The following is a 14,066-nucleotide window of genomic DNA, read 5'->3' as shown; positions in this document are numbered from 1 at the left end:
TCAGTAGCTGCTGGCGCAGATGACATAAGCGCTAGCAGCACATTTTTATAAATTCGTAACTACTCATTCCCTCGTGCAGACGGAACGTACGCCGTCCAGAAACACCGCAGAACTGGCTTAGCCAGGCTGCTGGTGTTGCCCCCTGCAAGGGGGGTGGCGAAAGATGCGAAGCACTGCAGCCTGGGGGTGTGAGCAGTTACTAAATTTCAGCTGGGCCGCAGCAGTACCACCAGCGCGCCTGCGCCACCTTCCATGGGCCGGGCCTGCACAAAGGCCAGCACCTCGTTCTTCTGCACCAGCCAGTTGCGCACCTTGGCCTTGAGCACCGGGGTCTTGCCGGGCGAGCTCAGGCCCTTGCCGTGCACCACGCGCACGCAGCGTATGCCGTGCTTGTGGGCTTCGCGGATGAAGCCCGACAGCGCGTCGCGCGCCGCGTCGCTGCGCAGGCCGTGCAGGTCCAGCTGGCGCTGGATGGTCCATTCGCCCTTGCGCAGCCGCTGCAGCACGTCGATGCCGATGCCGGGGCGGCGGTAGCTCAGGGTTTCGTCGGTTTCCAGCAGGCTGCTGGCGTCGAAGCCGTCGCTGATGGCTTCCACCAGCACCGCCTGTTCGTCCAGTTTCAGCTGGGTCGCAATCGGCGCCGGTTGCTCTTTTTTCAATAGCGCCTTACGCTTATCCGGTATGCGGTGCACGGCTCCTGCAGCATTGATGAAGAGGTTCTTCTGGGCTGCCAGGCGGCGCTGTTTTTCCAGCTCGGCCGCCTGTTGCGCGGCCTTCAGCGCAGCGGCGTCGGCAATGGTTTTCTGGATCTTCTTCAGATCCTGCAGGGAATTGATTTTCATGCTTCAGACCAGGCCTTTCTCGGCCATCGAGCAGGCCTGGCCCGCGGCCACGACGATGTGGTCCAGCACCCGCACGTCGACCAGGGCCAGAGCGGCTTTTAGGGTTTGCGTCAAGGCTTCGTCGGCGCGCGACGGCTCGACCGAGCCGCTCGGGTGGTTGTGCGCCAGCACCACGGCGGCAGCCTGGTGGTGCAGGGCGCGCAGCACCACTTCGCGCGGATAGACGCTGGTTTGGGTCAGGCTGCCGCGGAACAGCTCTTCCATGGCCAGCAGGCGGTTTTGCGCGTCCAGAAACAGCACGGCAAACACCTCGTGCGGCTTGGCCGACAAATGCAGCTGCAGATAGTGCTTGACCGCATCCGGGTCGCTGAACGCCGGCCGCTCCTGCAGCCGCTGGGCCATGGCGCGGCGCGCCAGCTCCAGCACGGCGATGATTTCGGCGCGCTTGGCCGGACCCAGGCCTTTGACGCGCTTCAGGTCGTCGGCGGTGGCGTTGAGCAGGCCGGCAATCCCGCCAAAGCCGTCGGTATCCGGGTGGACGATCTGCAGCAGCTCGTGCGCCATCTGCAAAACCCCCTTGCCCTGGATGCCGGTGCGCAGCAGCAGGGCCAGCAGCTCGGCGTCGCTCAGGGCGGACGGCCCGCGTGCCAAAAGCTTCTCTCTCGGACGGGCATCGGGGGGTAGATCTTTGAGCGGCATGGCAGACTTTTACAATAGAGCCCAGTTTACCGAGACTCCTATGCCATCTAATTCCCTTCCCCTGGTGCAGCCGGGTTCTTTCCTGACCCTGCATTACCGCCTGGGCGGCCCCACGGGCGACATCATCAATACCTTCAACGACAAGCCTGCCACCTTGTCGCTGGGCACCGGCCAGCTGTCGCCCGCGGTCGAGCAGCGGCTGCTGGGCCTGCCCGAGGGCACGCGCACCTCCTTCAGCATCCCCGCAGGCGAGGCTTTCGGCGAACGCAAGGCCGATATGCAGCAATGGGTAGCGCGCAAGCTGCTCAACCAGATGGGCGACCCGCTGGAGCAGTACCACGTGGGCGATGTAGTGCAGTTCCCCACGCCGGATGGCTTGGGGCATTACGCCGGCGCGGTACAGCAGGTCGGCAATGCCGACAGCCCCGACGCTGTGCTGTTCGACTTCAACCACCCGCTGGCCGGCCAGCCGGTGACCTTTGAAGTGCAACTGATAGGCGTGCTATGAGCGCCGCCCAAGAGATCATCCTGGCCGAACCGCGCGGCTTCTGCGCCGGTGTGGACCGGGCCATCGAGATCGTCGAGCGCGCGTTGAAGAAGTTCGGCAGCCCGATTTATGTGCGCCACGAGATCGTGCACAACACCTATGTGGTGAATGATTTGAAATCGCGCGGAGCCATCTTCATCGAAGAGCTGGACGACGTGCCGCCCGGCGCGACCCTGGTGTTCTCGGCCCATGGCGTGAGCCAGGCGGTGCAGCGCGAAGCCGAGGCGCGCGGTTTCCAGATCTTTGACGCCACCTGCCCGCTGGTCACCAAGGTCCACGTCGAAGTGGCCAAGCTGCACAAAGAGGGCTATGAGTTCATCATGATCGGCCACAAGGGCCACCCCGAGGTCGAGGGCACGATGGGCCAGCTCGACAGCGGCATCCATCTGGTGGAAGACGTGGCCGATGTAGCCACGGTGCAGCCCAGCCAGACCACCAAGTTGGCGGTGGTCACGCAGACCACCCTGAGCGTGGACGACGCCGCCGAGATTGCCGCCGCCGTCAAGGCCCGTTTCCCGCTGATCCGCGAGCCCAAGCAGCAAGACATTTGCTACGCCACGCAGAACCGCCAGGACGCGATCAAGATCATGAGCCCGCAGGTGGACATCGTGATCGTGGTCGGCAGCCCCACCAGCTCCAACAGCAACCGCCTGCGCGAGCTGGCCGAGAAGCTGGGCACCGAAGCCTATATGGTCGACAGCGCCGAAGAGCTGAACCCCGCCTGGTTCGAAGGCAAGTCCCGCGTCGGCCTGACCGCCGGTGCCTCGGCGCCTGAGCTGTTGGTGCAGCAAGTCATCGACCGCATCCGCGCGCTGGGCGCGGTGTCGGTGCGCAAGATGGATGGGATCGAGGAGACGGTCAAGTTTCCGCTGCCAAAGGGGTTGCGGATCGAGGGGTGAGGCGGAGGGGCGCTTCTTTCAATGAGGGGCGGCTACCGGCCACAAGCAGCCCTTCGTTTCGTTGCCACAATTCCTAGTATGCGAACCATACGGTCCCGTCCGGTAAGGTGAGCGTTGCCAATGTCGAACGCTTCGTATCTCAAGAGGCATCGACTCTCCTGCGGCCTGGTTTGAGAATCGCTAGCGGTAACTTTGGGGTGTGATGGAGGCCAATGTGGCTGGACCCGCTGTGGCTTATTGAATCACAAGGAAAACAACATGCTGTTAACTGATATCGCCGTCGAGCACACGCTGGCGTCTCCAAAGGGAGGACTGCGTGGGACGTTTTTTGTACATCCCTTTACGAATACACAACGAGATACCCTTGGTAAATTTGAGATCGTTCGCAGCATCCGCGAGCCAGGGGTTAAAGAAGTGAAATGCTCGACATTCGTGTCGTTTCAGCATTTGGCGGAGTTGTACGCGAAAGGTGTACTCGACGAATTCGGGTTTTCCGTTCGCATGTGTCCTGCCGATGGCAAGTACCCCACCACGAATCCCGTAAAAAAAATACTCCCAACCAGCATCAGGCCGGGTTCACAGTTCGACCTGGCGGTTCAAGGCGTAGATGTTTCAAAACCAGCTAACCGCGAATTGAGAACAGCGTTGCTTCGCACCAACATAAAGCTTTAAGGGCACCTGTGAAGCCATCTGTTGCCCATGTCGAAATCATCGCCACTTTCAAGCGGGCGGAGTCAGATGCCGCTCACAAGTTCGAATTGATCAAAGCTGCTGCGAAAAAGGGGCCCAAGGCCATCCAAGCAGCCGTTGACGCAGCTGCAAAGGCGGCAAAACGCAGGGACTCGTACGCAAAGAAGCTGGATGCCTTGGGTGTGCGTCTCCAGGATTGAGGCGTGGTCCCAGCCCAAAGGACAAGATGCTGACCCTGCAGCGCCAGGCCCGGGCGGCCAGTACTGCCGCACCGGTGGAGTTGGGCCTGTCGCTGGAGAAGATCCGCTTTCTTCAAGCGGTTAAAGCCAAATCGACTGCTAGCGCACAAAGAACATGCGCCAGCAGCTACTATTTGAATAGCAAGCCGACCATCACCCCACCCGCAGCAGCCGCACAATAAAACAGGTCTCCGCTGTAGCACGCGGCATCGGCAGGCCGGCCTGGGCCAGCCAGGCACCGTGCAGCTCCACGCCGCCGGCCTGCAGCTGGTCGAAGAAGGGTGCAGGGGACTGCACGGCGCCGTCTGCTGCGATGGGCACCAACTGCTCCACCTGGTAGCGGGCCTGCGGGTCCAGCATCGGCAAACGCAGCGGCGGCGTGTAGCGGTGGCTGGTGGGTTGGCAGCGGTAGACGAAGAGCAGCAGATCATCGCTATCGCCATGTGCCTGCCAGACCAGGCCGTCGGCCGCCTCGCCGCGCCAGACGCGGCCGTGGTGCAGCTGATTTCTCCAGTTTTTATAGCGGGAGATCCAGGCAGTCAGCGCGCTACGGGTCGATTCGTCTAGATGCCGTACGTCCAGCTCGACGCCCAGATGGCCGGTCATCGCCACCGCTGCGCGGAAGGCCAACGACTGGCTGCGGCCGGTGGTGTGGGCGGGTGCGGTGCCTATGTGCGAACCCAGGATTTCCGGCGGGAAGAACTGGCCGAAGCCCTGCTGTATCTGCACCCGCGACAAGGCGTCGATGCAGTCGCTGGCCCAGACGCGGTGGGTGTGGCGCAGCACGCCGAAGTCGATGCGGCCGCCGCCGCCCGAGCAACTTTCGATCTCTACCTCGGGATGGGCTGCACGCAGCCGCGCCAGCAAAGCGTAGATCGCCAGCACCTGCGCGCGGTAGCCGGCACTGCCCAGACCGCCGGCCAGGGCGGCGGTGGTCAGGTCGCGGTTCAGGTCCCACTTCAGGTAGCGGATGGGATGGGCGGCCAGCAGCGCATCGATCTTCTCGAACAGGTAGTCGGCGGCCTCGGGGCGCGAAATATCCAGCACCAGCTGGTTGCGCGCGGTGATCAACGGGCGGCCGGCGATCTGCAGTGCCCAGTCGGGGTGTTGGCGGTGCAGATCGCTGTCGGGGTTGAGCATCTCGGGCTCGACCCAGAGGCCGAATTCCATGCCCAGGCTATTGACGTGCTGCACCAGCGGGCCCAGGCCCTGGGGAAATTTGTCGCTGTCGGGCCACCAGTCGCCGAGGCCGGCGCGGTCGTGGTGGCGGCGGTGGAACCAGCCGTCGTCGAGCACAAAGCGCTCCACGCCCACGCTGGCGGCGGCATCGGCCAGCGCCATCACATCGGCCGGCACCAGGTCGAAGTAGAAGGCCTCCCAGGTGTTCAGGTGCACCGGGCGCGGCCGCATGCTGCCACCGGGCCAGGCCATGCGTGCGCGCAGGGCTGCGTGGAAGTTGGCCGCCAGGCCGTTCAGGCCCTGGGTGGAGCAGCTGGCGACGATCTCGGGTGTCTGCAGGCTGGCGCCGGGTGCGAGCCGGCCTTCGCCGGGGGCCAGCCATTCGCCCATTTGCCACTGGTACTGGCCGTCGTGCAGCCACTCAATCGTTTGCTGGTGGTTGCCCGACCAGGCCAGGTGCGCGCCGAACACCAGGCCGCTGTCTGCTGTGCTGCCGGGCGTGGTGACCACGGCGCCGGGGAAGCAGTCGTGCGAGGTGCGGCCGCGCCGGTTCTCGCGCCGCCACTGGCTGCGACTCAATGTGTCGGTTTGCAGCAGGAATTCATGGTTGTGCTGGCCCGCATAGGAGCGCACGGTGGCCGCATCGCCGGGCAAGGGCAGGGTGCCGGCGGCCAGCCACTGCACGTCGATGCTGGCATCGCCCAGGTTGGTCAGACGGGTGTGCATAGTGAGCACGTCGCTGGCCACGTCCAGCGCCAGCGATACATCGAAGCGCAGCTGGGCCACGGCGTCCAGCAGGTGCAGCACCACGGCGCTGCCGGGCACCGACCATTCCACCTGGCACTCGGTAATGGCCTGGGCGAAGTCTAGGCCGACCCGGTGCGCGAGTAAGGCGCTCTGGCCGAACCAGCCGACGCCGAAGGTGGGAAGCACCGTCAGCGGCTGGTCGAAGTCGAGCATGAACGAGGGTAGGGGGCGGGTGCCGCGTAAGGCTGGTCCGGGCGTGCTGCCGTCGGGCAGGCGCGGCCCCCAGTAGCGCCACAGCGGGGCTTCATCGGGTGGGCATTCGAGTACCAGCGTGCTGTGCTGGCTGTGCAGGATCAGAAATTCAGGGGACATGGAGTAATCAGGCGGCATGGGGGATTAGCAGGTCGGCAATAGGAATGCGCCGCTCCAGTGCGTGGCCGTTCTCGTCGAAGACATGCAAGGAGGCGGTGGGCAGGGAGATGGCGACGCGCTGGCCGGTGTCGGCATGGGCCTGGCCCGGGGCTTTGACCACCAGCGGCTGGTTGGCCACGCCGCTGGCCAGGAACAGGTAGGTGGATTCGCCCAGGCGCTCTTGCCACTGCACCTCGCGTACGATGGGCTGGGTGGCGGTGCCGAGCAGCGCGTGTTCGGGGCGTATGCCCAGTGTCACGGGCTGGCCGGGGCGCAGCGCGCTGGCATCGACCAGGGCGTCCAGCACCTCGCCGCTGGGCAGCTGCACCCGGGCGTGGTCGGCATGGCCCTCCAGCAGCAGGGCGGACAGGAAGTTCATTTTCGGCGAGCCGATGAAGCCGGCCACGAACAGGTTGCGCGGCCGGTGGTACAGCTCCAGCGGCGAGCCGCACTGGGCCACGCTGCCTTCCTTGAGCACCGCAGGGCCGGAATTCAGCAGCAGGATGCGGTCGGCCAGGGTCATGGCTTCGACCTGGTCGTGCGTCACGTAAATGGTGCTGGCCTTGCCGAAGTCGCGGTGGATCTTGGCGATCTCGAAGCGGGTCTGCACGCGCAGGGATGCGTCCAGGTTCGACAGCGGTTCGTCGAACAAGAACACGCCGGGCTCGCGCACGATGGCGCGGCCAATTGCCACGCGCTGGCGCTGGCCGCCGGACAAGGCCTTGGGTTTGCGGTCCAGCAGGTGCTCAAGCTGCAGCACCTGGGCCGCCGCGGTGACCTTCTTGCGTATCAGCGCCTTGTCCATCTTGGCCAGGGTCATGCCGAAGGCCAGGTTGTCGTAGACGCTGATGTGCGGAAACAGTGCATAGCTTTGGAACACCATGGCCACGCCGCGTTTGGCGGGCTGGGTGTCGTTCATGCGCTGGCCGTCGATCAGCAGCTCGCCGCTGCTGATGTCTTCCAGCCCGGCCACCATGCGCAGCAGCGTGGACTTGCCGCAGCCCGAAGGCCCGACGAAGACGCAAAACTCGCCTTGTTTGACGTGCAGGTCCACGTCGCGGATGACCGCCACGTCGTCCATATAGGTTTTGTGGACGGAGCGGAGTTCGATGCTGGCCATGGTGGTGCTCTCTTTCAGGCGTGCAGGTATTCGGGCAGGAAGGCGCGGTGGGCCAGCAGCAGCTCGTCGACCATGGCGCGGATCTGCTCCAGGTCGAGTACGGCGGCGGTGTGCGGGTCCAGCATGGCGGCGTGGTAGACGTGCTCGCGCTTCTGCTGGGTGATCGCAGCGACCACCAGCTCTTGCACGTTCACGTTGGTACGCATCAGCGCAGCCAGCTGGATCGGCAGCTTGCCAACCCGCGTGGGCTGCACGCCGTTGGCATCCACCAGACACGGCACTTCGACGGCGCAGCTCTGGGGCAGGTTGTCGATCAGCTGGTGGTTGAGCACATTGCCGTAGACCACGCGCGGTGTACCGCTGACCATGGAGTGGATGATCTGCCCGCCGTATTCGACCGAGCGGGTCACCGTGTTCAGGCCTTCGAGCAGGCGCGCGGCCGCGCCGATTTCGCGCGGCAGCACATGGATGTCGGCGGCCTGTAGTTCGGCCAGCAGTGCCTGCGCATCCTGCGTGCCCGGGGCTTGCAGTTCGCGCTCGATGTACGGCCAGGCGTGCTCGAATATCTGGCAGCGGCCCGGGTATTCGTCGAGCGGGATGTTGTACTTCGCCAGCAAATCCTCACGGCCTTTCTTGATGAACCAGGGCACGTACTCGGCAAAGTGTTCGCTGGACTCGGTAGGGAAGTGGCCCAGCTGGTGCAGCATTTCGTAGCGCACCTTGTTCCAGCCCGGGGCTTTGCCTTCGGCGTAGATCTGGCGCAGGCGCGGGTACAGGTCGACACCCTGGTGCTCGAACTTGGTATAGAACGCCATGTGGTTGATGCCGGCGCAGTGGTAGTCGATCTCTTCCACCGGAATACCCAGGTCGTGCGCCAGCTCGTGCGCAGTGTGCTGCACGCTGTGGCACAGGCCGACGGTGGGGATGCGCGTGCTGGCCTGGTTCAGCGCCCAGGTGATCATGGCCATCGGGTTCACGTAGTTCAGGTGGATGGCGCCGGGTGCGCAGACATCTTCCATGTCTTTCAGCATCGCCAGCTGCACGGGAATCGTGCGCAGGCCGCGCATGATGCCGCCTATGCCCAGGGTGTCGCCTATGGTTTGCTCCAGGCCAAACTTCTTCGGGATTTCGAAGTCGGTCACGGTGGCTGGCTTGTAGCCGCCGACCTGGATGGTGCTGATGACAAAGCGGGCATCGGCCAGCGCGCGGCGCCGGTCGGAGCTGGCGGTGATGGTCGGCGACACGCCCAGCGTGCCGGCCAGACGCTGCGCCACCATTTCGGCTAGGCGCAGGCGGTGCTCGTCGATGTCGTGCAGCGCGATTTCGCAGCCTGCGAGTTCCGGGTAGGAAAAAATATCGCCCAGCAGATTGCGGGTGAAGACGATGCTGCCCGCCCCGATGAGGGTGATCTTGATACGGCTTTGCATGGTGGTGGACCTTTTACTTCTTGGCTAATTCATTGACTTTGATATTTGCGGCTTTCAATGCGGTGGCCGCATCGGTCTTGCCCATCAGCACGCCTTCCAGCGCGGATTTCATGACTTCGTCGATCTCGGAGCCGCCATCGGCAATCGGCATCAGGAAGGTCTTAGACTTGGCCATGGTGAGGAAGGCGCTGGAATCGATGCCCTTGGTTTTTTGGACTTCCATGGCCCGTTCCGCCTGGCCCTTGATGGCAGGGAACACCACGCCGGTGTTGGCCACCACGCTCTGGCAGTCGGCCGAGCCCAGGTACTTGACCCACTTCCAGGCGTCGTCCTTGACCTTGGAGCCGGCCCAGATTGAATCGGCCAGGCCGTTGAACATGGTGGCGCGCGTGCCGGTAGGGCCGGTGGGCAGCGGTACCCAGGCGTTCTCGAACTTGGCGTTGCTCTTGAAGTAGGTGATCATCCACGAGCCCTGCGGCACCATGGCAACCTTCTTGCCGACGAACATCGCGTCCGAACCCAGCGACTTGGCGTTTTCAAAGCTGGCCGACAAGCCCTTGCCCGGCAGGCCGGCGATGTAGGCAATGGTCTCGACCAGCTTGGGGTCGTCGTAGTAGAACTTGGCGTCCCAGGGCTTGTCCTGGAACTTGAAGCCATTGGATTGTGCAAAGTGGCTCCACTCGGTCTGGCCCATCATGCCGGGCGCGCCGCGTGGGGTTTGGTAGCCGTAGACGCTGACTTTCTTTTTGTCGAAGCTTGGGCTGGTGGCGTTGTTGCCGGCCGCATCCACGCTGAGCTTGCGCACGATCTGCTCAAAGCTGCCGCCGTCCTTGGGGTTCCAGGTCATGCTCTGCAGGTCGGCAAGCGTCACACCGGCTTTCTTGGCCATCTCCATGTTGACCACGAAGCCGATGGTGTCCCAGTCCTTGGGCAGGCCGTACTGCTTGCCGTCGCGACCCCAAATCTCGAACAGGCCGGGGGCGTAAGCCGCAGTGTCCACCTTGTCGCGCTGGATCAGCGGGGTCAGGTCCACGAGCTGGCCGTTCTTGGCAAATTCAGGGTACTTGGCCAGGTGGTTGGTGAACACATCGGGTGCCGTGCCCGAGACAAAACCGGTGGAGACGGTGGCCCAGTAGTCGTCCCAGCCGGACTGGCTGATCTTGATGGTGGTGCCCGGGTTCTTTTTCTCGAAATCGGCGGCGCACTGCTTGTAGGCAGGCAGTTGCATCGCGTCCCACAGCAGGTATTTGACTTCTGCCGCGTGGGCGGTGCCGACGCAGGCGAGTGCTGCAGCGGCCAGGGTGGTGAATGGGAATTTCATGCTTGTCTCCGTTATGGTTGGTTGGAAAAACTTACTTGCCGCCACTGAACTGCACCGACTCGACTACCCGGCGGCCAAAGACCACCAGCAGCAAAATGGTTGGCATCACCGTGATGGCCGTGGCCGCCATCAGTCCGGTCCAGTCGGGCTGGCCTTGGGGTGTCTGGGATTTGAAAGATTGCAGTGCCACCGGCAAGACTTGCCGCATTTCGTCCTTGGCCACCAGGAAGGGCCAGAAGAATTCGTTCCACATATTGATGCCGGTGAGCATGGCAATCGTGGCCAGCGGCGTGATGCTCAGCGGCATCACCACGCGGGCAAAGATGTACAGAAACGAGGCGCCGTCCAGCAATGCGGCCTCTTCCAGATCGCGTGGAATCGACAGAAAGAACTGGCGCAAGAAGAACACCGAGAACCCCTGCATCAGGCAGAACGGCGCGACCATGCCGGTCATGGTGTTGAGTAGGCCCAGGTCCTTGATGAGGATGAAGTTGGGAATGAAGGTCACCACGCTGGGCACCATCATCGAGCCCACAAACAGTGCAAACAATGTGTTGCGCCCTGGAAAGCGCAGCCGGGCAAACGCATACGCCGCCATCGACGCGCAAGTCACCTGCAGCACCACGATGGTGGCGGTAAACACCAGCGAATTGCCCAGGGCCCGCATGAAGTTGATGTCGGCCCCCGAGCCGCCCATGGCCTCGCTTTCCGCTTGCGTCATAAAGCCCAGCACCCGTTGGAAGTTGCCCAGCGTCGGGTCGCTGGGCAGCAGTTGTGTGGATTCGGTGTAGACGTTGGTTGGCTGCATCAGCGCGGTTTTCACCACCATCCACAGTGGGGCGAGGGTGATGGCCAGCATGGTGAGCAGCGCGGCCCAGGCCAGGATGCGGCCGGGGGAAAACAAACGGTGGGTGGTCATGGTGGGGCTCCTTCAAGCCAAGTCGTTTTGCGAGGCGTTCATCACCCGCATCTGGAACACGGTGTAGAGCACCATCACCACGCACAGCGCCATCGACATGGCCGAGGCGTAGCCCATCTTGTAGAAGCTGAAGGCGTTCTGCACGATGTAGTGAACGATGACGCGGGTGGAATCCAGCGGGCCGCCGTTGGTGGTCACGGCGATGGTGTCGAAGATCTGGAACGAGCCGGTGACGCTGGTCACCAGCACAAATACCATCACCGGGCGCAGCAGCGGCAGGGTGACGCGCCAGAACATCTGCCATTCGCTCGCACCCTCCAGCGACGCGGCTTCGTACAGGTGGCGCGGGATGTTTTGCAGACCGGCCAAAAACAGCATGGACACCAGCCCCATGTGGCGCCAGATGTTCACGGCCGCCACCGTCAGCAGCGCCTGGTCTGCGCCGCCAAAGAAGGGTTGGCGGTCAAAACCCAGGCCGTCGATCATGGAGTTCACCAGGCCGAGCAACGGGTCCAGCATCCACAGCCACATCATCGCCACCAGCACGTTGGACAGCAGGTAGGGCAGCAGCACCAGCGACTTGACGAACAGCGACTTGGTCAGCCGGTCCATCGCCACGGCCAGGAACAGGCCCAGCACGATTTGCAGCGGGATGTTCAGCACCACATAGATGGCCGACAGCTTCATGCCCTGCCAGAACTTGCCGTCTTGCAGCATGGCGGCGTAGTTGGCCAGGCCGACGAACTTCGGGCTGCGCAGCATGTTCCAGTCGGTCAGGCTGATTTCGATGGCGCGCAGCGTGGGCCAGGCATAGAACACCGCGAAACCGATAAAGGCCGGCAGCACCAACACCCAAGCGGTCAGGGTTTCGGCGCGCCGCGTGGCGCTGAGTGCGTGCGGAAATTTGGCTTGCATCGTGTCTCCTTTTTATTGCTAACGCGAGTTAGTTGGCGGATGCTAAGTTAATTAACGCGCGTTAGTACTAGGGAAAACGCGAGATTGCAGGTTTCGGCTACGATAGGGCGACATGCCCAGTTCTTTGAAATCTCCCCCCACCAGCAGCGAGGTCGCGCGCCGCGCCGGCGTGTCGCGCACCACCGTGTCCTTTGTGCTGAACAATGTGCGCGACCAGGGCATCAGCGAAGCCACACGCGAAAAAGTGCTGACCGCGGCCCGCGAGATCGGCTACGAGCCCAACGCCGCCGCGCGCACCCTGGCCGGCGGCACCACCGGCACCGTGGCCCTGGTCATTCCCAAGGCCGAGCACCTGTATGTGGACGTGTTCCTGGCCCAGCTGGTGGCCAGCATCAACCAGGAATGCCACCGCTACGGCCTGAAGATGCTGATCGAATCCAGCGACGACGAGGGCCGTGAGCCCGGTGGCTTTGTCGACCTGGTGCGCAGCCGCCGCATCGACGGCCTGATCGTGGTCAACCCCAGCATGCCGGGACGCGAGTACCTGGAGCGGGTACTGGAGGCCGGTATTCCCATGGTGGTATTTGGTGCGGGCCTGCCCGATATGGACCGCTTCCACACCACCGGCAACGACACCTCTTTGTCCTCCAAGATGGCGGTCAACCATCTGATCGGCCTGGGCCACTCCCGCATTGCCTTCGTCAACTTTGCCCAGCCCGAATACCTGGCGGTGAACGAGCGCGAGCGTGGTTGGCGTGAAGCCATGGCCGAGCACGGTTTTGCCATAGACCCGGCCTGGGTGGCCTATGCCGACATCAGCGCCGCCAGCGGCTACCGCGCCACGCAGGAGCTGCTGGCACGCAAAGTGCCGTTCACTGCGCTGTTTGCGGGCAACGACACCATCGCCTTCGGCGCCATCCGCGCATTGAACGAAGCCGGGCTGCGCGTGCCGCAGGACGTGGCCCTGGTCGGCTACGACGACATCCCGATGGCCGAATTTGCCAGTCCAGCGCTGACCACCGTGCGCACCGACACCGTGGGCCTGGGCCGCGACGCCATGGCCATGCTGATGGCCCTGCTGCGCAAAGAAACGCCGGTACGTACCACGGTGCCCGAGGCATTGATGCCGCTGGTTGTGCGCGAATCCTGCGGTGCCCGGCTAGCGTCCGTTCAAAAGAAATAGGTCGCTAGCGCAGAGAATACCTGCGCAAGCAGCTATTTATTTAATAGCACCACGCCTCAGCGTGACGAAGACAGCAGCAGCTTGATACCCAACAGGCCCAGCACCGCGCCGGTCACCCGGTCGATGGCGGTCTTGGCTTGCAGATAGGTTTGCCGTGGCCGTGCCGACGACAGGGTCAGGGCCACCAGCAGATACCAGCAGCCCTCCAGCACGAACACGCTGGGCGGCAGCGCCAGGTTCAGCGCGGCAGAGGGCGTCGCCGGCAGCAGGGCGGCGAAGATCACGCCGTAAACCACCGCCGCCTTGGGGTTGCTGACCATGGTGCCAGTGCCGACCAGAAAGTGCCGCAGCCAGCCCGCGGCATCGGGCGGCCCGCCATCGGCCAACACCAGCGGCGTCTTGGCGCCTTGCCAGATCTTGTAAGCCAGGTACAGCAAATACATGCCACCGGCCAGCTTCAAGCCCCAGTAAGCCAGTGGCACCTGCTGCAGCACGGCGTGCAGCCCGAGCAGGGCAACGATACACAGCACACAGGCCCCGGCCGCCATGCCCAGCGCCGAAGCCACACCGGCCGCGCGTGAATGGCCGATGGCGGTGCGCGCCACCAATACGAAGCTTGGGCCAGGGCTGATCACGCCTATGAACAGCACGGCCAGGATGCTGGCCAGGGTGGTGAGCGTATCCATTGCTAGACCTTTCATGTTGTGGGCTAAATAGGCTTCTAGCGCATATATTACCTGCGCAGATAGCTACAGATTGCATAGCATTTGAGTGGAAGTGCAAGCCTGCAGAGCTGCCACTGTAGCGCCGTATATGCCTGGTTTGGGCGCTGGATTTTGGCGATCTGGCGGCATCCCGGTGAAAACCCTGATACCTGGGTTTCAAATCCTTTCTACAATTAAAACTATAAATTCACACATGAATAAAT

At 63.4% G+C, this 14,066-nt stretch carries 14 protein-coding genes and 1 pseudogene; 6 read left to right on the top strand and 9 right to left on the bottom strand.

From position 1 onward, the window contains the following. Nucleotides 1-206: 206 nt before the first annotated feature. Together BLT66_RS22875 and radC are read right to left on the bottom strand one after the other, a co-directional pair. Nucleotides 207-842 (bottom strand): Smr/MutS family protein, encoded by a 636-nt coding sequence (locus tag BLT66_RS22875; protein ID WP_092761579.1) that lies wholly within the window; start codon nucleotides 840-842, stop codon nucleotides 207-209. 3 nt (nucleotides 843-845) lie between these two features. Next, nucleotides 846-1,541, bottom strand: coding sequence for a RadC family protein (radC, locus tag BLT66_RS22870; RefSeq protein WP_092761577.1), 696 nt, complete (start codon nucleotides 1,539-1,541; stop codon nucleotides 846-848). Nucleotides 1,542-1,581: 40 nt separating this feature from the next. Between radC and BLT66_RS22865 the strand changes: the two genes are divergently transcribed. From BLT66_RS22865 to BLT66_RS27480, 5 genes and pseudogenes are all read left to right on the top strand, one after another. Next, nucleotides 1,582-2,049, top strand: coding sequence for an FKBP-type peptidyl-prolyl cis-trans isomerase (locus BLT66_RS22865; protein WP_092761575.1), 468 nt, complete (start codon nucleotides 1,582-1,584; stop codon nucleotides 2,047-2,049). Then, on the top strand, nucleotides 2,046-2,987 hold the full coding sequence (ispH, locus tag BLT66_RS22860; protein WP_092761573.1) for a 4-hydroxy-3-methylbut-2-enyl diphosphate reductase: 942 nt from the start codon (nucleotides 2,046-2,048) through the stop codon (nucleotides 2,985-2,987). The genes BLT66_RS22865 and ispH overlap by 4 nt, the downstream gene beginning before the upstream one ends. A gap of 258 nt (nucleotides 2,988-3,245) precedes the next feature. Further along, nucleotides 3,246-3,659: a hypothetical protein gene (locus tag BLT66_RS22855; protein ID WP_092761571.1), complete on the top strand. Its 414-nt coding sequence runs from the start codon at nucleotides 3,246-3,248 to the stop codon at nucleotides 3,657-3,659. 8 nt (nucleotides 3,660-3,667) lie between these two features. Continuing rightward, nucleotides 3,668-3,877 (top strand): hypothetical protein, encoded by a 210-nt coding sequence (locus BLT66_RS22850; protein WP_092761568.1) that lies wholly within the window; start codon nucleotides 3,668-3,670, stop codon nucleotides 3,875-3,877. Continuing rightward, nucleotides 3,828-4,011: pseudogene (locus BLT66_RS27480) on the top strand (P-type conjugative transfer protein TrbG); the annotation flags it as partial. The gene BLT66_RS22850 and the pseudogene BLT66_RS27480, both read left to right, overlap by 50 nt. Before the next feature lie 58 nt (nucleotides 4,012-4,069). On the opposite strand, the gene BLT66_RS22840 reads toward BLT66_RS27480, so the two are convergent. Genes BLT66_RS22840 through BLT66_RS22815 form a run of 6 tightly spaced genes read right to left on the bottom strand, consistent with a single transcriptional unit; the run spans nucleotide 4,070 to nucleotide 11,955 of the window. Continuing rightward, nucleotides 4,070-6,214 (bottom strand): alpha-galactosidase, encoded by a 2,145-nt coding sequence (locus tag BLT66_RS22840; RefSeq protein ID WP_255407049.1) that lies wholly within the window; start codon nucleotides 6,212-6,214, stop codon nucleotides 4,070-4,072. 7 nt (nucleotides 6,215-6,221) lie between these two features. Beyond that, nucleotides 6,222-7,373, bottom strand: coding sequence for an ABC transporter ATP-binding protein (locus BLT66_RS22835; protein WP_092761562.1), 1,152 nt, complete (start codon nucleotides 7,371-7,373; stop codon nucleotides 6,222-6,224). A 14-nt stretch (nucleotides 7,374-7,387) separates the two neighbouring features. Next, on the bottom strand, nucleotides 7,388-8,800 hold the full coding sequence (locus BLT66_RS22830) for an alpha-glucosidase/alpha-galactosidase (RefSeq protein WP_092761560.1): 1,413 nt from the start codon (nucleotides 8,798-8,800) through the stop codon (nucleotides 7,388-7,390). Between the two features lie 13 nt (nucleotides 8,801-8,813). Beyond that, nucleotides 8,814-10,121, bottom strand: coding sequence for an ABC transporter substrate-binding protein (locus tag BLT66_RS22825; RefSeq protein WP_092761558.1), 1,308 nt, complete (start codon nucleotides 10,119-10,121; stop codon nucleotides 8,814-8,816). Between the two features lie 31 nt (nucleotides 10,122-10,152). Further along, nucleotides 10,153-11,040, bottom strand: a complete 888-nt coding sequence (locus BLT66_RS22820) for a carbohydrate ABC transporter permease (RefSeq protein ID WP_092761556.1) — start codon at nucleotides 11,038-11,040, stop codon at nucleotides 10,153-10,155. A gap of 12 nt (nucleotides 11,041-11,052) precedes the next feature. Continuing rightward, nucleotides 11,053-11,955 (bottom strand): carbohydrate ABC transporter permease, encoded by a 903-nt coding sequence (locus BLT66_RS22815; RefSeq protein ID WP_092761554.1) that lies wholly within the window; start codon nucleotides 11,953-11,955, stop codon nucleotides 11,053-11,055. 112 nt (nucleotides 11,956-12,067) lie between these two features. On the opposite strand from BLT66_RS22815, the gene BLT66_RS22810 reads away from it, so the two are divergent. Next, complete coding sequence (locus BLT66_RS22810) at nucleotides 12,068-13,138, top strand: LacI family DNA-binding transcriptional regulator (protein WP_092761552.1); 1,071 nt, start codon at nucleotides 12,068-12,070, stop codon at nucleotides 13,136-13,138. A gap of 56 nt (nucleotides 13,139-13,194) precedes the next feature. Here BLT66_RS22810 and BLT66_RS22805 read toward each other — a convergent pair whose 3' ends face one another. Continuing rightward, the gene (locus BLT66_RS22805; protein WP_092761550.1) at nucleotides 13,195-13,824 is read right to left on the bottom strand and encodes a LysE family translocator; all 630 of its coding nucleotides are present in this window, start codon (nucleotides 13,822-13,824) and stop codon (nucleotides 13,195-13,197) included. Nucleotides 13,825-14,066 lie beyond the last annotated feature (242 nt).

It is taken from the genome of Rhodoferax sp. OV413 (assembly GCF_900104385.1).
In the GTDB taxonomy this organism is placed as follows: Bacteria; Pseudomonadota; Gammaproteobacteria; order Burkholderiales; family Burkholderiaceae_C; genus Rhodoferax_B.
This window is presented reverse-complemented; position numbering and strand designations above follow the sequence as displayed.

Excerpts from the sequence above, each read along its gene's own strand:
- BLT66_RS22825 (WP_092761558.1), bottom strand. The coding sequence starts at position 10,121 with ATGAAATTCCCATTCACCACCCTGGCCGCTGCAGCACTCGCCTGCGTC.
- BLT66_RS22810 (WP_092761552.1), top strand. The coding sequence starts at position 12,068 with ATGCCCAGTTCTTTGAAATCTCCCCCCACCAGCAGCGAGGTCGCGCGC.
- BLT66_RS22815 (WP_092761554.1), bottom strand. The coding sequence starts at position 11,955 with ATGCAAGCCAAATTTCCGCACGCACTCAGCGCCACGCGGCGCGCCGAA.
- BLT66_RS22835 (WP_092761562.1), bottom strand. The coding sequence starts at position 7,373 with ATGGCCAGCATCGAACTCCGCTCCGTCCACAAAACCTATATGGACGAC.
- BLT66_RS22865 (WP_092761575.1), top strand. The coding sequence starts at position 1,582 with ATGCCATCTAATTCCCTTCCCCTGGTGCAGCCGGGTTCTTTCCTGACC.
- BLT66_RS22875 (WP_092761579.1), bottom strand. The coding sequence starts at position 842 with ATGAAAATCAATTCCCTGCAGGATCTGAAGAAGATCCAGAAAACCATT.
- BLT66_RS22830 (WP_092761560.1), bottom strand. The coding sequence starts at position 8,800 with ATGCAAAGCCGTATCAAGATCACCCTCATCGGGGCGGGCAGCATCGTC.
- ispH (WP_092761573.1), top strand. The coding sequence starts at position 2,046 with ATGAGCGCCGCCCAAGAGATCATCCTGGCCGAACCGCGCGGCTTCTGC.
- radC (WP_092761577.1), bottom strand. The coding sequence starts at position 1,541 with ATGCCGCTCAAAGATCTACCCCCCGATGCCCGTCCGAGAGAGAAGCTT.
- BLT66_RS22855 (WP_092761571.1), top strand. The coding sequence starts at position 3,246 with ATGCTGTTAACTGATATCGCCGTCGAGCACACGCTGGCGTCTCCAAAG.
- BLT66_RS22840 (WP_255407049.1), bottom strand. The coding sequence starts at position 6,214 with ATGTCCCCTGAATTTCTGATCCTGCACAGCCAGCACAGCACGCTGGTA.
- BLT66_RS22805 (WP_092761550.1), bottom strand. The coding sequence starts at position 13,824 with ATGGATACGCTCACCACCCTGGCCAGCATCCTGGCCGTGCTGTTCATA.
- BLT66_RS22820 (WP_092761556.1), bottom strand. The coding sequence starts at position 11,040 with ATGACCACCCACCGTTTGTTTTCCCCCGGCCGCATCCTGGCCTGGGCC.